Source organism: Larkinella punicea, assembly GCF_003334855.1.
Taxonomy (GTDB): domain Bacteria; phylum Bacteroidota; class Bacteroidia; order Cytophagales; family Spirosomataceae; genus Larkinella; species Larkinella punicea.
Genome location: NZ_QOWE01000003.1, coordinates 165,605 through 184,506, shown reverse-complemented (window position 1 = coordinate 184,506; position 18,902 = coordinate 165,605). Strand labels below are relative to the sequence as shown.

Below are 18,902 nucleotides of genomic sequence, written 5' to 3'. Positions count from 1 at the left end.
GATGATTTCACGGCCACTATAAATCCTTTTTACAAAATACCCGCACCGCTGCCCAGATGGGCACCACGATCCAAATCAGCATTACCCCCAGTGCATACAGCGAACCAGCCGCACTACCGAAAAACTCCTGATACAACGCCCCGGTAAAGCCCATGAGCGCCGACACATCCATTTGTAACATGATGAAAATGCGCGCCAGATCGACCGGATTCAGGGTTGTCAGCACCAGCATGGCCTTTTCGAGTGGGTAGTCACTGAAGGTAAACAGGATCGTTAGCACCAGCCCATCGTAGAGCAGGCCGAAATAAAACCAGATGAGCAGCGCCAGCCCAATCCCCTTGGCTTTGTCGCGGGTGCAAACGGAGGCCAGAAAGGCCAGGGCGACAAAGACCAGCGTCAGGGCGACACCAGCCGCCAGCAATGCCGCGCCCGTAGCACCCGGAGCATAATAGAGAACCGGGCCACCTACACCCACCAGAAAGGCGGTTACGAGGGAGCTGGCCACACCCGAAAACTCGCTCAGCAACAGCTTACTGCGGTTAATAGGCTGGGCGAGCAGCAGCTCGATAAATTCGTAGGAATTATAAAAGTGAATGGTTGTAAAAATGAGGCTAATCAACGGAACCACCATCAGCACAATGTTCAGCAGACTCATCAGCCCTTTACCGGGGTTGGTTTCCATCCCGAAAAGCGTGGCTGATATCACCAGTAGAAAAACCGTGTAGGCCAGCACGATTCGGTTCTGTAAAATATCCAGCCAGACGTATTTGATGACTTTGATCATTTTTGATTGGATGATTGAACGATTGAGTGCGTGTTTGTGACGGCGAAACTTTCACTCAATCGCTCATACGCTGATAGTTTTCCCCGGCTCATCACACGGGCAATGGCACGGCCTAGTTTCTCCTCGCCGGTATCCGCTTTCAACCGGTCAACATCGGTGAAGAACTGCAACTGCCCATCCTGTAAATACATCACAGCCGTAGTCAGTTCGTCGAGGTCACTCATAACGTGGGAGGTGATGAGAATGAGTTTTCCTTTGGCCTTTTCGCGTAGAATTTTTGCCTTCAGCAACTCAGCCGCCAGTGGGTCGAGACCGGCGGTAGGCTCATCCATAATCAGCACTTTCGGGTTGAAAAGAAACGCCAGACATGCGCTCACTTTCTGCCGGGTGCCGCCTGATAGTGAGCGCATGGTTTTATCATATAGTTTGGACAGTTCAAAAGCTTCGATCAGTTCTTCATCGAGTTGTAGAAGCGAGTTCTTTCCCTGCGTACTCTGCCGCAGGTCCTTGATCATGTCAAACACCTGCCGGATCTTCATGGTGTCGGGATAGCGACCTATCTGGGGCATATAGCCGATTTGCTGCCGGTACTGCCACCCATTGTGAATCGGTTCGCCCAGGAAGCTGATTTCACCCCCGTCGGGCATAACCATGCCCAGAATCGACTTGATAAAGGTTGTTTTGCCAGATCCGTTGGGACCAATGAGCGAAACGGCCTGTCCGGCATTCAGTTGAACAGACAGGTTATCCAGCACTTTCAGCCGACCGTATGATTTTTGTAAATTCGTAACGGTAATCATCGTGGTTTCATTAAGGGTTTGGCATCGACAAGGGCTTCGGGAGTCAGGCTGGGCATTACTTTTTCGGCCCGGTCGAGCAGGGTGACCATGAAGCTGTGCAGCAGCACGACTCCGTAGGGAATCTTCTCGATAATCATCGAATACAGACTTACCGGATGAAAGGGCACATCACCGGTGCCGTCACGGTTCAGGTCGTAGCCTTCATATTTGTCCCAGTAATTGCGGTCAAAGGTGTTCAGAACGGTTTGTCCATTGGTGGCCACGTCGAAGGTGTTGGATTGGAAAGTATTCCGGGTGAAGGTGTTGTCGTTGCAACTCGCCTGAATCCGCATCCCCCACCCGTTATCAATGAACAGATTGCGCTGCGTCATAATCCGGCTGGTGCCTTCCATATGAATACCAATGGTATTCCGGCGGAAGATGTTATCCTCAATTTTACTGTCCGATATATCTTTCAGCAGCATCCCGTAGGCAGCGCTGCCCCAGTTGTTTTCGAAAATGTTGTGCCGCATAATCACCTTGCGGGTGTACATCACGGCCACCCCCGCGCCATTGTGCTGAAAGGTGTTGTAGAAATAGCTATTTTCGTGCGAAAACATGAAGTGAAGCCCATAGCGAATGTTTCCGAAACTCCTGTTTCGCTGAACGGTCGAATGGGTGACGAACTCGAAATAGATCCCGTCGCGGTGGCCGCTAATCCGGTTGTTTTCCACCCGGATGCTGTCACATTTCCAGGCGTGTATGCCATTGCCGGTCGTTTGCTCTTCGTGGGGATTGCCCTTGATGTCGTTGCGGCTGACCAGGCAATGATCCGAGGCCGAAAAATAGACGCCAAAATAAGCATTGCGGATTCGGTTACCAATCACCCGAACCTGCCGGGCTTCGAGCACTTTTACCGCGGCCCAGTCGATGGTGCTGGTCATGCCCACATTGCGCAAATCGAAGCCCTGAATGGTAACGTTGCTGGCGCGAACCGTAAAAAGTTCGCCCTTCATTTGTCCGTCAATAATCGGAAAGTTCTCGCCCCGAATCACCAGTGGCTTTTCGACCAGCAAATTTCGCTCACGGTAGAGTCCCCGACGCACCAGAATGGTGTCATAATCAGCCGCAACAAACAGTGCCTGCCGCACGGTCCGAATGGATTCGGCAGGGCCAACCACAATCGTTTTGGCCGACGACAGCAACGGCAACAGCAGAAGCCAACAGACTTTCATAAGACGATTTGATTAACGGATTTTGTGCAACAGGTCGTGCCACGTACGTAGTTTGGCAGCCGCCAACTCAGTTCGGGCAGCGCGGGCGGCTTCGGCATCCGGAAAAGCAGCGGTATTGCCCATCATGGGGCTGCGAATTCCGTCGCCGGATACATAAACGGCCTGACGGGCATCCACCAGTTCGCCCGGTTTGTTGTACTGATCTACGAGGATGAACGCCAGATCGGCTTCAGAAACCTTGCTTTCGGTCAGGTAGTTGACCAGGCAAGCCACATCATCGAACTTGAACGATTTGCCTTTTTGGGTGACGATTTCGGCCGCAAACTTCTGATCGACGATGGTCATTTTGCAATGTTCACAGGCGTCCTTTCCGTAGTGGATTGGTTCAGGCTGAACACGACATCCCTGCGTCACAACGCCCGCCAGGAACAGGGCTGAAACGATGGGGCCTGAAACGCTTTTCTTCGTCGTCAATGAAGCTTTGCCACGCAAAAACCACTCATAGACCACCGCCCCGGCCACCAGCAGACCAGCGACCAGAAATAGCCAGCCTCCCCAGTCCGGGATCGAAAAAGCGCCGAAGTTGAGCAGGGCTTTATAACCCAGAATGGGGGGTTGATACGACATGCCGGGCACCCGAATTGGCGCTTTAGGGTCGAGGTTATGGCCGTACTCGTAGCCCCATTTCCAGAAGTCGTACAATGCCAGAATACCCGCCAGCACAAACAGGCTTAGATTTAAGAGTAAGAGGGTGCGGTTTTTCAAAGCGACCGTCAGCAGGCCGAAGGCAATGAAAAACCCGACCAGATACGGCATGTAGGTAAACTCAGGGAACATGGATTCCTTGATGTGTGCCATGCCAATGTAGTGATTGAGACCGTTGATAATTTCCACATCACCCGAGAGTTTATTGAGCCAGATATGCATCACCAGCCCTTCGGGATATTGGGGAGCCCACAGGTCTATCCGCCATAGCGGCAGAAAGTAGGTACCGATCAGTGACAGGGTGGCCAGCAAAACGACCAGGCGCGAAAACGTTTTCATGATTTTTCATTTAAAAATAAGCTTCCCGGACGTTGTTGCGCGTCCGGGAAACTCATACAATTACTTCTTAACGACCTTCTCCCCTACTTCCGGAGCATTCACTTTACCGGTGCTGAATGTCAGCGGAACGGTACTGCCAGCGGATGACACCCGAACATATCCCTGCATTTCCTGGTGGAGTGCCGAACAGAAATCGGTGCAGTAAATGGGGATGACACCCACACGGTCAGGCACCCATTTCAACGTCTGTGTTTCGCCCGGCATAATCAGAATCTCGGCGTTGCTACTGCCTTTTACGGCAAAACCGTGGGGCACATCCCAATCCTGCTCGAGGTTCGTCAGGTGGAAATACACCTCATCCCCCATGCGAATGCCTTCGATATTATCGGGCATAAAGTGCGACCGGATGGCAGTCATGTACACATGCACCTTGTTGCCTTCGCGAATCACTTTGGCTTCCTTCTCGCCTTTCGCTACGTATTGATGGTGGTTGTCTTCAATTTTGAAGATCTTCTTCGAGTTTTTCTCAATCAAAGCTGCCGGAAGGGCTTCCGCGTAGTGCGGTTCGCCCACCGTTGGAAAGTCGAGAAGTAGCTTCATTTTTTCACCCGAAATGTCATAGAGCTGCGCTGATTGCGCTAATTCCGGACCCGTTGGCAGGTAGCGGTCTTTCGTGATTTTGTTGTAGGCGATCACGTATTTACCGTGCGGTTTGCTGGTTGGTCCACCGGGAATGCTCAAGTGACCCGGCGAATAATAGGTCGGTACCCGATCGAGGACTTTCAGGTCTTTGATGTTCCACTTCACCAGTTCCGACGATACGAAGAACGACGTTATGGCATTGCCGCGTCCGTCAAATTCGGTGTGCAACGGTCCCAGACCCGGTTTCTGCACTTCGCCGTACAATACGCTTTCGTATTTTAAAACAGGAATTCTGTCAAAACTGCCGTCGTAGCTTTTGTTGGCAATGGCTTTCTGGATCTTATCGAAGGAGAAGACCGGAATGACGGCCGCCAGTTTGCCCGATCCAACAATGAATTCGCCGGTTGGATCCACATCGCAACCGTGTGGAGATTTAGGGCAGGGCATAAAGTACACCAGATCAGGACATTCTTTCGGGTCAAGCGTCATGACTTCGTTGATGATGGTTGAGCTGGCCGAATGCGTGCTTTCGTCATACACATTATGGGCGTATTGGGCCGGAACCTTTTTCCCCTTCCCCTGTTTGAGATATTCTTCGGCTTTTTTCCAGTTTACCGCCAGAATAAAGTCTTTATCTTTCTGGGAGGCATTTACCTCCAAAAGGGTATTCGCCTGTTCGGTGTTGTAGCAGGAGAAAAAGAACCATCCGTGTGATTTGCCTTTCCCGGCCCGCGCCAGATCGAAGCTGATACCCGGCATTTTTAACTGAAACTTGATGCCCAGGCGGCCCGTTTTTGGCTCCACGCTGATAAAGCTGATATAGCCTTTAAAGTTTTTCTTAAACGAGCTAATGGGCACATCACCCTGATTATCAACCGGAACGGAAAACCGCGTACTCGCAACCACGTATTCCGTATTTTCAGTAATAAAAGGAGACGAGTGATTACCACCCGAATTGGGTAATTCAATGATCTCTTCCGTTCGGAAAGTCGAGAGGCTAATCCGGGCTACACGGGGTGTGTTGTTGGCGTTCCCGAACGCCCAGCGGCCATCGTGTTCACCCTTGGTTTGGGAGAGTGAAATATGGTGAAGGTCGTCCCAGGGAATAAAACCGTGGGAGGTGTTGAGCATCGGTTTGGTCTCTTCACTGTAGCCCCAGCCATTTTCCGGGAAAACCGAAAAAACCGGAATAATTTTCAACATCCGACCAGACGGTATGCCGTATACGGACATCTGCCCGTTGAACCCGCCCGACAGAAAATTGTAAAATTCATCATGCTTTCCGGGAGCTACATACACTTTTTCGGCGGCATCGCCCGATACGGCCGAACCCGCATCTTTTGGTTTACAACCCGTTAGGTTGATGCCGATTGCCACAACGGCGACAAGGGTTGTCAGGAATTTTAATTGCATTTTCGTAATTGTTGAAATGGGTGGATGATCTTATTTTTCTCCGTCGTTCATGCGCATGAATTCCAGTATGGAGCGGGCATCAGGTTCCGACAGGTTTTGGTTTGGCATCCGAACCAGACAGAGTTCGAGCATTTTCTGGGCTTCGGCATCTTTTTCCAGCATCATGTCCACATTCAGGATCATATTCATGATCCATTCGGGTTTACGCCGGCTCATCACCCCTTTCCAGCCCGGTCCGACCAGTCTCGTCTCATCGAGTTTGTGGCATGAACTGCACTTCATTTCATAAATTCCCTGCCCCTGTTTTACCATCGCGCCATCAAGAGGAGTCGATAAGGTTACTTCTTTCACTTCCGTTCCGTGAACCTCATCCTGCGATACAACCGCAGCCGGGTCGGTGGGCGCTTCGTCGGCCCGTTTTTTAGCGCCATCTGATGAACACCCGTACCAGCCGACTGAGAGTGCCACTACCAGCATTGTAACCGTCTTTTTCATGATCATCCTGTTTTTGTTCCTGTGGTTAATAAGAGTAAATCATCTTTTTATCTTTGGCTCAAAGTAACATCTTCTCTACTGCCTGAATCCTGATAAAAATCAGCCAGTCAACCCTTCTTTGTCAATAATCAGAATAAAAGACCCAATTATCTTTATATCCGGATTAGTGAATACATTTTTGACCGATAATTTCTTTAAATAGCATGAAAATGGCTTTTGATGATGAGACCCCTGCCTTAACGGTAGGCGAAATAGTGGCTGCTGACATTCGGACGGCCGAAGTATTCAAACGCCTGGGTATTGATTTTTGCTGCAATGGCAAACGTACCCTGGTTGAAGCCTGTGGGCGGGCCAACTTACCAATAGAGACGGTTGTGGAAGCCCTGCACAAACTGCCCGCCGAAGCGCGCCGTTCTTCAGAAAAATTCGATGAATGGGAATTGGGTTTTCTGGCTGATTATGTCTTAACCGTACACCACGGATACCTCTACGATAATCTGCCGCTCATCGAAGAACTCGTGTTGAAAGTAGCCGCTAAACACGGCGACCGGTACCCAAAACTGCATCTTGTTCAGCAGGCATACGTGGCCTTGAAGGCCGATTTACTGTCGCATCTACAGAAAGAGGAGATAGCCCTTTTCCCAATCATTAAAGAGTTGGCCGCTGCAAAGGGAAATCCGGCTATAGCCGGGGCCGGGCGACCTTTATCCATTAAGGCTCCCATCGACTGTATGGAACATGAACACCAGGATGCCGGATTGCTGCTGTTCCAACTCCGGGAATTGACCGATGAATACAGTCCCCCGGCGGATGCCTGCAACTCCCACCGCCTGATGCTGGCCAAACTCGCTGAGCTGGAAGCTGATTTGATGCAGCATATCCACCTCGAAAATAACATCCTGTTTCCAAAGGCTTTAGCCTTTGGAAACTGAAATGAATCGTTGTTTTTGGCTCCGCATGCTTATTTTAGCCAAAAACCGTTTGGGCGGTCTTTCAAAAACATCGAACAACAATTTGATTTACTGCTATGATTTCGAAAACGAGTGGCTATGCAATTCGGGGATTGGTGTACCTGGCCCTGAAAAGTTCGGACGCATACAAAGTTGGTATTCATGAACTGGCGGCTGAACTGAACGTTCCCCAACCGTTTCTGGGAAAAATCATGCAAGGGCTGGTTCGACATGACATCATCAACTCGACCAAAGGTCGAAACGGAGGTTTTTTCATCAACGATCGGACCCTGGCGACCCCCATTATCGACGTAGTGAATGCGATCGACGGCCTGTCCATATTTCACCGGTGTTTTCTGGGATTGCACGATTGCAATAGTGAAAAGCCCTGCCCCATGCACCATCATGTCATTGGTTTTCGGAATTCACTCCAGCATTTGTTTGAAACGTTGACGGTTCAAACTATGGTGACAGATGTGGAAGAAGGCTTTTCGGTATTGAAACGAATACCCGGCACGCCATCCTCGCTGGTTTCATGAAGCTTTTTTTAGCACACCAACGGTGCCGGGCGTCTGGAAAACCGCCCACGGCTGGTGGGTGGTGGCCGGTGTCATTGGCGTGCTGATCACCGTTTTGTGCTTGCGATGGCGCTAGCTGCCTTCGGAACACTGTCTTTGTCGGCCCTATGGACAGAGCCTTTATGAGGATCAACAACGCATTCGAACTTTCGCTTTCTGCCCCTAAAGGCCGGTGCCGGATTTTTAGCATCCGTAGGATTCGTGTCCAGGTCCCCTTTAGGCCGGGCCTACACTCCGGGATTCAGGGGCAGAAAGCGAAAGTCCTCACTAAAAAATGCTAAACTTCCTCTATTTCCCTTTTTCAGCGGGCATCAGCACCGCATCCACCGAGTGAATAACCCCGTTCGTCGCTTCCAGATCGGCGCGGTTGATGGTAGCGGCATTGCCTTGTCCATCCGTAATGGTGATGGCGTCACCCTGCTTGCCGACGGTCAGTGTTCCACCCGTAACGGTTTTCAGTTTCTGTCCGTCCTGCAACTGATCGGAGGTGTAGTTGCCTTTGACAACGTGATACGACAACAGCTTCACCAGTTTTGATTTGGAAGCGGGCTGCAATAACCCGTCGAGCGTTCCGGCCGGGAGCTTATCAAACGCTTCGTTGGTGGGCGCAAAAACCGTGTAAGGGCCTTTTCCCGCTGCCTGTTCCGACAATCCGGAAACCCGCATCGCCCGGAATAAAACCGTATGATCGGCGGATTTGGCCGCGCTGATGGCCAGATCGCGGCCCGTTGAGCCACCGGGAGCCATGCCACCCCGCGATTCCCGGCCTGCGCCCATCGGCCCGTAGGCGTTGGCGCTGCTTTGGGTCGAAACCGACGTGCTGCTTCCCAGCGGATTCGATTGCGATGCGGGGCGCGAAGTAGTGTCCTGAACCGTTTGAGCAACCACGGTTTTGTGGGCACCAACCAGCAGGCCTAGTGCCACTGCCACTGCGAAAACTGCTTTTTTCTGCATGATGAAAATTAGTTTGTTAAACAAAACGTCGAGAATTTACTATCCCTTTTTAACACATTCAGCCTTCCTTTTGTTGTCTAAATGTAGTTGGGTTAACGGGGCATGACCAGTGAATATTTCATTTTGGGTCATCTTACAACCGTAATCTTAGCGTAGAATCGGGCAATTAGTTGCATCCTTTCTCAAACTATATCACCTTTGTTTTTCTATTCAATATTTTAAACATGCAAATTTCCAAACACAAAGTTGCCGGCATACACTACACGTTGCGCGACAACGACGGCAATATTCTCGACTCCAGCGAAGGACGGGATCCATTATATTATCTCCACGGCGAGGGGAACCTCATCCCGGGTATGGAAAACGGACTGGCCGGAAAATCCGTCGGCGACAAATTTCAGATCAAGGTGCCTGCCGAAGATGGCTACGGTGTTCCGGATCCGCAAATGATTCAGGCGGTTCCCATCAGCGCCTTTGGCGGTCAGCCGGTGCAGATCGGAATGCAGTTTCAGACCAATCAGGGGCAGGTGGTAACGGTTACGGAAGTGAACGACGATCAGGTGATGATCGATGCCAACCACCCGCTTGCCGGTCAGGAGCTGAACTTCGATGTCGAAATCATCGACGTTCGGGACGCCACGGCAGAAGAGGTGACGCACAAACACGTACACGGACCGGGTGGACATCATCACTGATCCTATCCCGCGTAAATAGTCTGTCGATCACCGGTATTTTTTCATAAATTTGAATTACTGCCGGTGATCGATCGATTTATGGCTGACAAACCCTCTCTTTTTAATCCCATGAAAAAATTTACCTTCTTTCTACTTTCGGGCTTTTGCGCTTTCAATGCCCTGGCCCAGACGACCGCTCCGACGCCCGATCTGCAAATCAAAACCGCCGTACTGGCCGCTCCCTCCGACAAACGCGACGGTGCAACGGTTTTGGGTTATTCGGGTAAAAATGAAATGATTGTGCTTCGTAAAGGAACGAACGATTACGTCTGTCTGGCGGATGACCCGACGCAAAAAGGACTCAACGTTTCCTGCTACCACCAGGGTCTGGAACCGTTCATGGCCCGTGGTCGGGAATTGAAAAAAGAAGGAAAATCTCCGGCTGAAATCATGAAAATCCGGGAAGAAGAAGAAAAAGCCGGCAAGTGGAAAATGCCCAAACAGCCATCTTCCCTCTTCGTTTATTCGGCCCCCGACTCCAGCTACAATGCGGCAACGGGCGAAGTAAAAAATGGCTACCTCCGGTCGGTCGTCTACATTCCGTATGCCACCTCCGAGAGCACCGGTCTACCCCTGAAAGCCGAAGCACCCGGCATGCCCTGGATCATGGACCCCGGCACCCACCGGGCGCATATCATGATCAATCCGGCAAGGAAGTAAGTTCATTATTGTTAAATGGTTCAGAATGGCTCTGATGGTTAAATGGTTGGCTGACGCACGAAAAATAATGCGTCAGCCAACCATTTAACCATCAGAGCCATTTAACCATCAAAACCATCCCAAACCATTTAACTCTTCATGCCCAACTCCCTCCTCTCCGCCCACCGCATCCGGTAGGCGTTCATGGCGGTTTTGCCAAGCGAATCCAGCAGACGATAGTTGGCCACCAAACCGACAGCGGCCCCGATGCCGGGAACCAATTGGGCCATTTTGACCAGATCGATGTAGTCCCGGTATTCCTGCTGAAAGGTGCGCCAGTCGAACTGGTCGATGTCGTCGGGAAGTTGCTGGCTTTTGGCCTGCCAGTTGAGCATCTGCTGATAAACGAACTGCCGACGCTCCTGGCTCGAAAACGCCAGTTGGAAGATGTGCATGATGTAAAGCCGTTCCTTGTATTCGTTGACCGGATAGCCGTAAATGGCGGCAATTTCGAACAACAGCTTCATTTTCAGAGCCAGTAACAACGGAAAATCCGCCAGCCCCAGCAGAATGCCGCCCGCGCCGGTGACGCCCCCCTCTGCCGCTCCGGCGGTTTTGTAGAACGCAATGCGATCCCGAACCCGCTCCTCCCGTTCTTCCAGCGACAGCGGTTCCAGCACCGGCTGCCGGGTCAGAAACTCCGCACCAAACAACACCGCCCGCGTCATTTGTTTGATCATTGCCGTAATGGCCTGATGCACTTTTTCGGGAATGAACTTATTCATCCGCGTTTGCAGATTCTTCGAAAGCCGGTTGACGGCCGACGGTCTGCGCATCATTTTCTGTCGCCAGACATTCAATTCACGCACCACGGCGTCTTCGTAAGGGGACATAGTTGTTGGTTGGTTTCAGGCTCATCGCGGTTGCCGACGGTTCGTTTGCCGGACACCGGTTCCCATTTTTGCGTTGTTCGACACCCGGTTATACCCTTCAAAGGTTGCGTTATCGACAGTGGTATTATACGAATCCAGACTCAATTGAATGGCCGTTTTGGTACTGTCGGTCGTACTGAACCGACTACCGGCGGTAATCCGGCTTTGTTTGATTCGGGCGCCCACAATGCCACCGTTGATAAACTGGCTATTTTTCACCAGCAACTCGGTCAACTGCCCGTTGTAGTACCGGATGTTGCTGCCCCGAAAAGTGACGCCGTCGACTGTAATCCGGCGCGAACCGGAATTTTCGTAACTGATGTAGGCATCCCGGTCAAAATCACAACCGGGACCGATGATGGTTTCCTCGTTGGTGGAAGTTCCTCCGCCGTAGTTGGAAAATGAATTTCGGGCGACGGTATTCAGGGTGCGGACTTTGGTTAGCGTTACCGGACCGCTAAACGTCAAAACGCCATCGGTGTCGGTCGCTTCCAGCCCTTTGCCACAATTCCGGGCCGTAAAATTGGTGATCGCAATGCGGTATTGGTAATGTAACCCTTTTACGGCATTCACGCAATTTTCGGCCTCTCCGTTTTGAATGGTGGCTTTTACGCGCTCCGAAACGCCAAAACCCACCCGGTAGCCGACCGCCTTGCAAGCGTTCCAGGTCACGCGGTGGTCCGAATCGGTTTGCTCGCCCTCCGACCAGAAACCGGCATAGGGACTGATTCCTTTGCTGTTTCGGGCCACACAACGCACAAACACGGTGCCGGGTGCATTGTCACTGTCGAAGGCATCGCCCACACAGTCGGTAACGGTGCAGGATTCAAAACGCGTGTTTCGGGCGTAGCCACCGGCAATAAAAGGCGATTTTCCGCCGACCTCGTGATACCGTTTCTGGCCACTGGCCCGGCAGTTTCGAAACACATTACGATCCGAAACCGCAGTTGAGTTTCCGGCATTGAACAGTTGATTTTCAACGACAAACGTGCTGGCATCGGCATTTTGAACGGAAACCCGATCAGCCCCGCTGGCCGTACAGCCGCCGAAATAAATACCGCCCTCAATCGGACTTTTGTCGCAGTCGATGGACAGATCCCGAATAAAAACCCGCTGCTTTCGGTTGGCCCAGAACGCATAACCGCGCTGGGAATTCCGGATGAGGAATGTCCGGCCCATACCGGCCCCCTGAATGCTGATGTGCGATCCGGTGATTTCGACCGGCCCCTGCACAAATTGCCCGGCGGGGTAAGTCAGTGTGCCGCCACCCTGCCTTTTTAGATCGGCGATTGCCCGGACTGCCGCCGGTGTATAATCAGTTTCGCCGTTTTTTTTGTACTTTACAATGGAAACAACCGGCAGTGCCAAAGTCGCTGACCCCCAGAACATAAGGACTAAAATGAAAATGGAATGGCGAGACATAAGGCAGAAATTCATGGGTCTATCGAATTATTATGGTAGTACTGGCGTTAATTACGTACATCTCTTTTTACATACTAACCAGTTAACCAACGTTTTATGAAAAAAGCGCTGCTGATTCTCCTTGCCATTCTCCCGCTCAGCCTTGCCAGTGTTGGCACCACGGTGAAAGCCAATACCCACGTTAAGGCCGACAAAACCAGTCTCTGGGCGGGGGTTTACGACGGGTTGAACCTGGAACGCATGGGACTTCAAAAAGAAGTCTTCGACTACGCCCTGCGTGGTTTACAGAAAACCAAGTTTGCAAAATCCATTCTGAGTATCGTTGACCTGAGCCAGCCGTCGAACAAGAAGCGGCTGTATGTCATTGATCTCGATCAACAGAAATTATTGTTTCAGACCTACGTCGCCCACGGCCGGAACTCGGGCGAACTGATGGCGGCTTCTTTTTCGAACACGTTTTCGTCTTTCCAGTCCAGCCTGGGATTTTACCAAACCCTCAATACCTACCAGGGCAAACACGGTTTGTCGCTTCAACTGAAAGGATTGGAACAGGGTTTCAATGATAACGCTTTTAGCCGTGCCATCGTGATGCACGGAGCAGATTATGTCTGCGAAGATTTTATCCGCAAAACCGGTCGGCTGGGCCGCAGCCAGGGTTGCCCGGCCATTGCCAATGCCGTCAGCAAAGACATTATTCAGGCCATCAAAGGCGGTTCGTGCCTGTTTGTCTATTCGCCCAGCCCGGATTATCTGCAAAAATCAACGTTTCTGCTGTAATTACATTGGGCGACCGTCCAGATCGTACACGTCTTTGTAGTAGCGCAACTGCCCTTTTTCATCGACATCGACCCGGTTATAGACCACGAAAACCGGGAACGGTTTGGGTAGTGTCAGCGTCTGCGGTTTCTGATCGACCATGCAGCGGTTCATGAATCCCTCGTCCAGCACCGGCGTCCCCATCAGGTAATTAGCCAGTTCGACCGGTTTCTGCACCCGCATACAGCCGTGGCTCCGCCAGCGGTCGCTGGTTTGGTCAAACAGGTCACGGGCGTTGGTGTCGTGCAGGTAAATAGCCCCCGGCCCGGTCAGGTTGAACTTGATCAAACCCAGGGAGTTGTTACACCCGGAAGCCTGCCGAAACCGGTACGGAAAATTCTCGGCTGACATTTCTTCCCAGTCAATTTCCGACGGATCGACCACCTGCTCTTTTTCATTCAGCACTTCCATATTCTGGTTCTCCAGATAGTCTGCGCTTTGCTGCACCTTCGGCAGAATTTCCTTCAGACCGATGCCACGCGGCACATTCCAGTACGGATAGGTAATGATGTCGGTGAGATAGGTCGTAAAGAACGGCGTTTTGGTGTCTTTCTTCCCCGCAATAACGTCCATCGGCAGCAGGCATTTGCCACTGCGGTCGTAGATATTCAATTGGGCAGCCGGAACGTTAACGACCAGAAACCGGTCAAAATCAAAGCGATTCAGATAGCGGTAAAAATTCAGCGTCTGACGAATGTATTTTCCGGTGTCGGACGGCGCGTTTTTCCTTAGTTTGGTGTAGGCACTGACCAGTGTCGTATAATGACCGAAAACCGGTGTTTTTTTCAGTGAATCCAGCGCCGACTTCCCTTCGTCTTTTTTCAGCATGGCGATCGCCCAGACGGTGTCGATTTTTTCCGGAATCTTGTTATAGGTTATCCGGGACGGTTTTAACCCATAGCGCAATTCGAGCAGCAAACCGGTGAACTTCTCGCCAAACTCCTTTTTGGTATCGGATTCCAGGAATGAATACCGGTTGGTATCGATCCCGACCGAATCAGCAGCCCGGCACAACTGCCGCATAACCACTTCGGCCTGAGAGCGATCCCAGCCCTCGGCGGGAACATCGTTTTTATTTAAAAAACCAAAGTGTCTGAGTGAAAACCAGGCTACTAATACAACAGTTACGGCACTTACTACTAAAATGATGATATTTCGGCGTTCCATACGTGAGTTCAATTTAACTTACTCCTAAAACGCCATTCCATACTGCGGTGTTTAAATGATTTGCACGAAAAAGCCCCAACTTACCGGATTTACCAGTAACAGTCGGGGCTTCCGGTTCTTTTAACCGTTCATGATCAGCGCAGTGCCTTATCTCTTCCGCTTGCTTCCCAAAAGCAGCATCACCGTTCCGACGATGACACCGATACTGAGGATACGGGTGACGTGGTACGAAATGGGAGCCGGCATATCGACAATCCCCTCTGCATTTGAATGCACCGGTTGTTTCGTATATCGCCCATTTTTCGGCACTTCCCGGTTTTCAAAATGAAGAATTAAATCTTCCAGGAGTTGCGGGAGTTGGATGCCCTGAATCGCTTTCCCGTGCCCGGTACCGGCCGACGTCGGGTTCAGGGCTGCCAGTTCCTGAATCGAGCGTTTGGCGGCTTCCCAGTCAATCGTGAAATAAGCCGGTGGACCGTGTAACTCCTCCTTCTGGGTCATCACGGCAAACGCCGAATTCTGATCGGTATTGGTAAAGGCGTCACCTGCCACCAAACTCCGGTCGCTTTCCCGGAACAACGAAATATGGCCGGGTGAGTGGCCGGGCGTGTGGATGACTTTCCAATCGGGCAATTCCGGAATCAGACCATCCGCCGGAACCGGCTGAATCCGATCACCAAAATGATAGGGGGCTGTTGGAAACATCCACGACAGATAAGCCATTGCTCCGCCCCCAACCGATGGGTCAGGCGGTGGATAATGTGACTTCCCTTGTAAAAACGGCATTTCCAGTGGGTGGGCATAAACCGGCACCGTTCCCCAGACTTTCAACAAAGCTTCCAACGATCCGGCGTGGTCAAAATGGCCGTGCGTCAGCACAATGGCCTGGGGCGGGTTTTCGTCGCCAAACCATTCCCGGGCTTTTTTCAGGATCAGGTCTGCGCCGGATGGTGTTCCGGTGTCAATCAGAACCCACTTCCCACCGGGTTGCGATTCTCCGATAAAATAGACGTTAACAAAGCCATTTTTTATCCCTCTCACGTCTTCGGCGACGTCATACGGACTCCGTTCTTCACGGGTTGTCAGATTTTCGAGTGTCTGCCTTTCCATACCCACATTTGATTTTGTTTGATTTTTTAACCTGATCCACCCCGGATTGTTGACATAAGTTATTTACCGTTTCACATATTCAATTCAACAGTTCAGATAAAATTCGTTTTCGGATCGCAGCCAACGTACACACCTTTGTCCCGACAAACGACAACAACGACAACTGCTATGAACTTCTTGCCTACCTTCTCAAACCATTTTTTAACCCGGTTTTGCCTGCAATCCCTGTGTGCCGTGCTTTTGCTGAGCGTCACGATTTCCTGTAAAAAAGAAACAGAAGTTGAACCGGATTCAGGCCGGGTGATTTTCTGGTCGGCCAACAACGCGATCGAAACCATCAAGGTAGATTGCTATGTCGACGGCATCAAAATAGGAACGCTGAGTAAAGTAACAGCGTCTGCTCCTTCCTGCGACGCGACAGGTTCGCCCGTAACCACCGTCAAAGCGGGTGAGCACGAACTCGAATTCCGGGCCGCCAACGGCCAGAGCTTCTCCGAAACCTTCACTGTCGAAGCGGGAAAATGTGTTGATTTCGAATTGATGTGAAAAAGGTTTACAGTTTTCGGTATACGGTTTTCGGTGGCTGACGCAAGCACAGGATGAATGCACCAGCCACCGAAAACCATAAAACCGTAAACTAAGCACCATCGTAATGGTCGGCTTCCAAATTTGTATATCTTTGCGTGCGAAAACCGCCGTTGAGAATGCGAGTTCTGAAAGTGACCAAATATAGCCCGATTTTACACGAATTACGGGCATCGTGGGGCGTGCTCCAGGCTGGTAAATACCTCCTGGCCGAATCCATGCAAAACCGGAGCGAGGAGGACGATTTCTTTGCGTATCAGAATGCCGTTGCCGAAATCGGTCGTATCGAGCGCAAACTCGATATTCTGTACGATGAAATCCAGGCCGTCGAGTTGCTGCACCAGGCTGCGATTCTGACGGGGAATTACGAGGATTTATCGAGCAGGAAACGTTCGAACGGCAATACTTCCCTGAATTAATTCAACACCCGAACGCCCTTTTCACGGTACAATTCCAAAACGTCCGGCCGGGCATTGGAATCCGTTACGAGAACCTGAATCAGGCTCAGCGGAGCAAACTGCACATATTTGTCTTTTTCCAGTTTCGTCGAATCACACAACAGATACACGGTTTCGGCCTGCGCGGCCATCGCCAGCGTCATCCCGCCTTCGGTTTCGCTATGAGCCGACAGTCCGTGCTGCGCCGAAATCCCATCGACACCCAGAAACGCTTTGTGGGCGTGGTAGCGGGCCACGTGCTCATGGGCAATCAATCCGTGAACAGCCTGCCGTTTCAGATCGACTTCTCCCCCCACCAGATTCACTGTCACTTCCGATTGCATCAGCTCGTTGACCACCGGTAATGAGTTCGTAATCACCTGAATGCGTTTGTTTCGGATAAACTGGCAAAGCCGGAACACCGTACTCCCACAATCCATAAACACCACGTCCCCTTCGTTGATCTCCTGGGCCGCCAGCCGGCAAATGTGATCCTTGTTCTCCGAATTAACGGCGGTTTTGTTCACAAACTGCACCGGATTGACGGCCAGTCCCACTTTCATGGCACCCCCGTGTGTGCGGTAAATCAGCCCGTCGGTTGCCAGTGTCGTCAAATCCCGGCGAATGGTAATTTCCGAGGTTTGCAGGAGTTCGGCCAGCTCTTTCACTTCGACAGACCCTTTCTCTTCGACCGTTTGTAAAATAAGCCGCTTGCGGTTAGGAAAATTCATCGCTTCGTTTTTAATTTGTTCAAAAATAATCAAATTCAATCAAAAACAACCAATTCTAATGAATAATTCTCGGGTTCAACTCATCAGGCAGGAAGTATTATCGGACAACTGGTACACCTTGCGGAAAGTAACTTTTAACTACCAGCGCAAGAATGGGGTTTGGGAAACACAGTCCCGGGAAGCCTACGACCGGGGAAACGGCGCGACGATTCTGCTGCACAATCCGGAAAAAAATACCGTCATTCTGACCCGCCAGTTCCGAATGCCGACCTACGTCAATGGCAATGCAAGCGGTTTATTGATCGAATCCTGCGCCGGTTTGCTGGATAATGACAACCCGGAAGACGCGATTCGCCGGGAAACGGAAGAAGAAACCGGTTTTGTCGTGACCAACATCCGAAAAGTTTTTGAAGCCTACATGAGTCCGGGATCGGTCACGGAGAAGCTGTATTTTTTCACGGCGGACTATTCAGACTCAACCGAAAAGCGAACCGGGGGCGGCATTGATGAAGAAGAGATTGATGTACTGGAAATGCCGCTGTCGCAGGCCATGCAGATGATCGCCGAAGGCGAAATTGTGGACGGAAAAACCATTATGTTGCTCCAGCACCTTTGTATTCAACAATTTCAGGCCGCCTGACTAGCTCTCCAACCTCCCGCTGCACAGCCTTCCCGCCGGAGGTTGGAGTCGTCTTTTACAAGTTTACGGGGACAACGGAATCGGGCAATCACTGGATAAAATCACGTCTCGCATTCCGGCGAATCACCGGTGGCAAACCGCTCAGGTAAAAATCATCGATCGGTTGGTTCCAAACTTGCTTGAAACGTTCTTCAAGCGCCCGGTAGTCGAGCGGCTTAGTCTTGGCAGAATTCAATTTATACAACTCGTCCCCCATAATACAGGAGAGGAAAAAGAAGGAATCGCATTTCATGAGGATAGGATAATTTATAGCCACAAAGGAAGCAAAACGGTATTAAAAAGGGGTATAAACCAGATTATGCAGACCTTAAAAGTGGCATAGTTTGATCTATTTATATTAAAACGAGATTAAAAACGCAAAATCCGACAATCGAAAATCTCACAATAGTTATACTTATAACAGGAATATACTGTGAAATAATTCACCCATCAGGAGCCAGTTTCAATCAAATTTTGTTATCTGGGTAGGACATTAAGTTTGTTACACATGACAACGCTCACAGAACCCTATAGGGACATGCTTCGCTCGCTGATTGCGCTGCGGAAATATGTCAAGATATTCTACACCACCGACCTGAATGAACTGATTTCGGTTACTTCCATTATGACTGAACTGACCACCAAACCCGAGGGTGATTCCGTCACGCTGGCGTCTGGTGAGTCAATCCCGGTAAATCGGCTGGTGAACGTCAACGGGGTGTATGCGCCCGGACACGAGGATTACGAAAGTTGTCTGGACTGCCGGATTTAACGGC

The 18,902-nt window shown here is 50.9% G+C and carries 22 protein-coding genes; 9 read left to right on the top strand and 13 right to left on the bottom strand.

Going from position 1 to position 18,902, the window contains the following annotated elements:
• Window positions 1–16 precede the first annotated feature (16 nt).
• The 6 genes from DUE52_RS04390 to DUE52_RS04365 are packed head-to-tail and all read right to left on the bottom strand — an operon-like array spanning window position 17 to window position 6,392.
• The gene (locus DUE52_RS04390; RefSeq protein WP_114404751.1) at window positions 17–784 is read right to left on the bottom strand and encodes an ABC transporter permease subunit; all 768 of its coding nucleotides are present in this window, start codon (window positions 782–784) and stop codon (window positions 17–19) included.
• Entirely contained in the window at window positions 781–1,584 is an 804-nt protein-coding gene (locus tag DUE52_RS04385; RefSeq protein WP_114404750.1) for an ABC transporter ATP-binding protein, read from the bottom strand. The genes DUE52_RS04390 and DUE52_RS04385 overlap by 4 nt, the downstream gene beginning before the upstream one ends.
• Entirely contained in the window at window positions 1,581–2,798 is a 1,218-nt protein-coding gene (locus DUE52_RS04380; RefSeq protein ID WP_114404749.1) for a nitrous oxide reductase family maturation protein NosD, read from the bottom strand. The genes DUE52_RS04385 and DUE52_RS04380 overlap by 4 nt, the downstream gene beginning before the upstream one ends.
• Window positions 2,799–2,810: 12 nt before the next feature.
• Window positions 2,811–3,842 carry a nitrous oxide reductase accessory protein NosL gene (locus DUE52_RS04375; protein WP_114404748.1) on the bottom strand — a complete coding sequence of 344 codons (1,032 nt, stop codon included), beginning with the start codon at window positions 3,840–3,842 and terminating at the stop codon, window positions 2,811–2,813.
• A gap of 60 nt (window positions 3,843–3,902) precedes the next feature.
• Entirely contained in the window at window positions 3,903–5,897 is a 1,995-nt protein-coding gene (gene nosZ, locus DUE52_RS04370; RefSeq protein WP_114404747.1) for a Sec-dependent nitrous-oxide reductase, read from the bottom strand.
• Window positions 5,898–5,927: 30 nt separating this feature from the next.
• Complete coding sequence (locus DUE52_RS04365; RefSeq protein ID WP_114404930.1) at window positions 5,928–6,392, bottom strand: c-type cytochrome; 465 nt, start codon at window positions 6,390–6,392, stop codon at window positions 5,928–5,930.
• Between the two features lie 203 nt (window positions 6,393–6,595).
• Between DUE52_RS04365 and ric the strand changes: the two genes are divergently transcribed.
• Both ric and DUE52_RS04355 read left to right on the top strand, forming a co-directional pair.
• A complete protein-coding gene (ric, locus tag DUE52_RS04360) occupies window positions 6,596–7,324 on the top strand; it encodes an iron-sulfur cluster repair di-iron protein (RefSeq protein ID WP_114404746.1) in 729 nt (242 codons plus the stop codon).
• A 95-nt stretch (window positions 7,325–7,419) separates the two neighbouring features.
• Complete coding sequence (locus DUE52_RS04355; protein WP_114404745.1) at window positions 7,420–7,881, top strand: RrF2 family transcriptional regulator; 462 nt, start codon at window positions 7,420–7,422, stop codon at window positions 7,879–7,881.
• A gap of 327 nt (window positions 7,882–8,208) precedes the next feature.
• On the opposite strand, the gene DUE52_RS04350 is transcribed toward DUE52_RS04355, so the two are convergent.
• Window positions 8,209–8,874 (bottom strand): fasciclin domain-containing protein, encoded by a 666-nt coding sequence (locus tag DUE52_RS04350; RefSeq protein WP_114404929.1) that lies wholly within the window; start codon window positions 8,872–8,874, stop codon window positions 8,209–8,211.
• A 224-nt stretch (window positions 8,875–9,098) separates the two neighbouring features.
• Here DUE52_RS04350 and DUE52_RS04345 point away from each other — a divergent pair, with 224 nt between their 5' ends.
• A complete protein-coding gene (locus tag DUE52_RS04345) occupies window positions 9,099–9,569 on the top strand; it encodes an FKBP-type peptidyl-prolyl cis-trans isomerase (RefSeq protein ID WP_114404928.1) in 471 nt (156 codons plus the stop codon).
• 108 nt (window positions 9,570–9,677) lie between these two features.
• Complete coding sequence (locus DUE52_RS04340; protein ID WP_114404744.1) at window positions 9,678–10,268, top strand: hypothetical protein; 591 nt, start codon at window positions 9,678–9,680, stop codon at window positions 10,266–10,268.
• Window positions 10,269–10,396: 128 nt separating this feature from the next.
• Here DUE52_RS04340 and DUE52_RS04335 read toward each other — a convergent pair whose 3' ends face one another.
• Window positions 10,397–11,140 (bottom strand): EcsC family protein, encoded by a 744-nt coding sequence (locus DUE52_RS04335; protein WP_114404743.1) that lies wholly within the window; start codon window positions 11,138–11,140, stop codon window positions 10,397–10,399.
• A gap of 21 nt (window positions 11,141–11,161) precedes the next feature.
• A complete protein-coding gene (locus DUE52_RS04330) occupies window positions 11,162–12,568 on the bottom strand; it encodes a hypothetical protein (protein WP_114404742.1) in 1,407 nt (468 codons plus the stop codon).
• A gap of 129 nt (window positions 12,569–12,697) precedes the next feature.
• Between DUE52_RS04330 and DUE52_RS04325 the strand changes: the two genes are divergently transcribed.
• Window positions 12,698–13,378 carry a murein L,D-transpeptidase catalytic domain family protein gene (locus DUE52_RS04325; RefSeq protein WP_114404741.1) on the top strand — a complete coding sequence of 227 codons (681 nt, stop codon included), beginning with the start codon at window positions 12,698–12,700 and terminating at the stop codon, window positions 13,376–13,378.
• On the opposite strand, the gene DUE52_RS04320 is transcribed toward DUE52_RS04325, so the two are convergent.
• Window positions 13,379–14,584, bottom strand: a complete 1,206-nt coding sequence (locus tag DUE52_RS04320) for a L,D-transpeptidase family protein (protein ID WP_114404740.1) — start codon at window positions 14,582–14,584, stop codon at window positions 13,379–13,381. It lies immediately after the preceding gene.
• A 147-nt stretch (window positions 14,585–14,731) separates the two neighbouring features.
• Window positions 14,732–15,694, bottom strand: a complete 963-nt coding sequence (locus tag DUE52_RS04315) for an MBL fold metallo-hydrolase (protein WP_114404739.1) — start codon at window positions 15,692–15,694, stop codon at window positions 14,732–14,734.
• Between the two features lie 168 nt (window positions 15,695–15,862).
• On the opposite strand from DUE52_RS04315, the gene DUE52_RS04310 reads away from it, so the two are divergent.
• On the top strand, window positions 15,863–16,240 hold the full coding sequence (locus DUE52_RS04310) for a hypothetical protein (protein WP_114404738.1): 378 nt from the start codon (window positions 15,863–15,865) through the stop codon (window positions 16,238–16,240).
• 158 nt (window positions 16,241–16,398) lie between these two features.
• Entirely contained in the window at window positions 16,399–16,698 is a 300-nt protein-coding gene (locus DUE52_RS04305) for a hypothetical protein (RefSeq protein ID WP_114404737.1), read from the top strand.
• On the opposite strand, the gene DUE52_RS04300 is transcribed toward DUE52_RS04305, so the two are convergent.
• Window positions 16,695–17,447, bottom strand: a complete 753-nt coding sequence (locus DUE52_RS04300; RefSeq protein ID WP_114404927.1) for a DeoR/GlpR family DNA-binding transcription regulator — start codon at window positions 17,445–17,447, stop codon at window positions 16,695–16,697. The genes DUE52_RS04305 and DUE52_RS04300 overlap by 4 nt on opposite strands.
• 58 nt (window positions 17,448–17,505) lie before the next feature.
• Between DUE52_RS04300 and nudK the strand changes: the two genes are divergently transcribed.
• Window positions 17,506–18,087: a GDP-mannose pyrophosphatase NudK gene (gene nudK / locus DUE52_RS04295; protein ID WP_114404736.1), complete on the top strand. Its 582-nt coding sequence runs from the start codon at window positions 17,506–17,508 to the stop codon at window positions 18,085–18,087.
• An 88-nt stretch (window positions 18,088–18,175) separates the two neighbouring features.
• Here the strand turns inward: nudK and DUE52_RS32030 are convergent, their stop codons facing one another.
• A complete protein-coding gene (locus DUE52_RS32030) occupies window positions 18,176–18,379 on the bottom strand; it encodes a hypothetical protein (RefSeq protein WP_133299754.1) in 204 nt (67 codons plus the stop codon).
• Window positions 18,380–18,634: 255 nt separating this feature from the next.
• Here DUE52_RS32030 and DUE52_RS04290 point away from each other — a divergent pair, with 255 nt between their 5' ends.
• Window positions 18,635–18,898 (top strand): hypothetical protein, encoded by a 264-nt coding sequence (locus DUE52_RS04290; RefSeq protein WP_133299753.1) that lies wholly within the window; start codon window positions 18,635–18,637, stop codon window positions 18,896–18,898.
• The last annotated feature ends 4 nt before the right edge of the window (window positions 18,899–18,902 follow it).

Excerpts from the sequence above, each read along its gene's own strand:
- DUE52_RS04390 (WP_114404751.1), bottom strand. The coding sequence starts at position 784 with ATGATCAAAGTCATCAAATACGTCTGGCTGGATATTTTACAGAACCGA.
- nudK (WP_114404736.1), top strand. The coding sequence starts at position 17,506 with ATGAATAATTCTCGGGTTCAACTCATCAGGCAGGAAGTATTATCGGAC.
- DUE52_RS32030 (WP_133299754.1), bottom strand. The coding sequence starts at position 18,379 with ATGAAATGCGATTCCTTCTTTTTCCTCTCCTGTATTATGGGGGACGAG.
- DUE52_RS04355 (WP_114404745.1), top strand. The coding sequence starts at position 7,420 with ATGATTTCGAAAACGAGTGGCTATGCAATTCGGGGATTGGTGTACCTG.
- DUE52_RS04340 (WP_114404744.1), top strand. The coding sequence starts at position 9,678 with ATGAAAAAATTTACCTTCTTTCTACTTTCGGGCTTTTGCGCTTTCAAT.
- DUE52_RS04335 (WP_114404743.1), bottom strand. The coding sequence starts at position 11,140 with ATGTCCCCTTACGAAGACGCCGTGGTGCGTGAATTGAATGTCTGGCGA.
- DUE52_RS04300 (WP_114404927.1), bottom strand. The coding sequence starts at position 17,447 with ATGAATTTTCCTAACCGCAAGCGGCTTATTTTACAAACGGTCGAAGAG.
- DUE52_RS04345 (WP_114404928.1), top strand. The coding sequence starts at position 9,099 with ATGCAAATTTCCAAACACAAAGTTGCCGGCATACACTACACGTTGCGC.
- DUE52_RS04310 (WP_114404738.1), top strand. The coding sequence starts at position 15,863 with ATGAACTTCTTGCCTACCTTCTCAAACCATTTTTTAACCCGGTTTTGC.
- nosZ (WP_114404747.1), bottom strand. The coding sequence starts at position 5,897 with ATGCAATTAAAATTCCTGACAACCCTTGTCGCCGTTGTGGCAATCGGC.
- DUE52_RS04330 (WP_114404742.1), bottom strand. The coding sequence starts at position 12,568 with ATGTTCTGGGGGTCAGCGACTTTGGCACTGCCGGTTGTTTCCATTGTA.
- DUE52_RS04385 (WP_114404750.1), bottom strand. The coding sequence starts at position 1,584 with ATGATTACCGTTACGAATTTACAAAAATCATACGGTCGGCTGAAAGTG.
- DUE52_RS04350 (WP_114404929.1), bottom strand. The coding sequence starts at position 8,874 with ATGCAGAAAAAAGCAGTTTTCGCAGTGGCAGTGGCACTAGGCCTGCTG.
- DUE52_RS04375 (WP_114404748.1), bottom strand. The coding sequence starts at position 3,842 with ATGAAAACGTTTTCGCGCCTGGTCGTTTTGCTGGCCACCCTGTCACTG.
- DUE52_RS04305 (WP_114404737.1), top strand. The coding sequence starts at position 16,399 with ATGCGAGTTCTGAAAGTGACCAAATATAGCCCGATTTTACACGAATTA.
- DUE52_RS04365 (WP_114404930.1), bottom strand. The coding sequence starts at position 6,392 with ATGAAAAAGACGGTTACAATGCTGGTAGTGGCACTCTCAGTCGGCTGG.
- DUE52_RS04320 (WP_114404740.1), bottom strand. The coding sequence starts at position 14,584 with ATGGAACGCCGAAATATCATCATTTTAGTAGTAAGTGCCGTAACTGTT.
- DUE52_RS04315 (WP_114404739.1), bottom strand. The coding sequence starts at position 15,694 with ATGGAAAGGCAGACACTCGAAAATCTGACAACCCGTGAAGAACGGAGT.
- DUE52_RS04290 (WP_133299753.1), top strand. The coding sequence starts at position 18,635 with ATGACAACGCTCACAGAACCCTATAGGGACATGCTTCGCTCGCTGATT.
- DUE52_RS04325 (WP_114404741.1), top strand. The coding sequence starts at position 12,698 with ATGAAAAAAGCGCTGCTGATTCTCCTTGCCATTCTCCCGCTCAGCCTT.
- DUE52_RS04380 (WP_114404749.1), bottom strand. The coding sequence starts at position 2,798 with ATGAAAGTCTGTTGGCTTCTGCTGTTGCCGTTGCTGTCGTCGGCCAAA.
- ric (WP_114404746.1), top strand. The coding sequence starts at position 6,596 with ATGAAAATGGCTTTTGATGATGAGACCCCTGCCTTAACGGTAGGCGAA.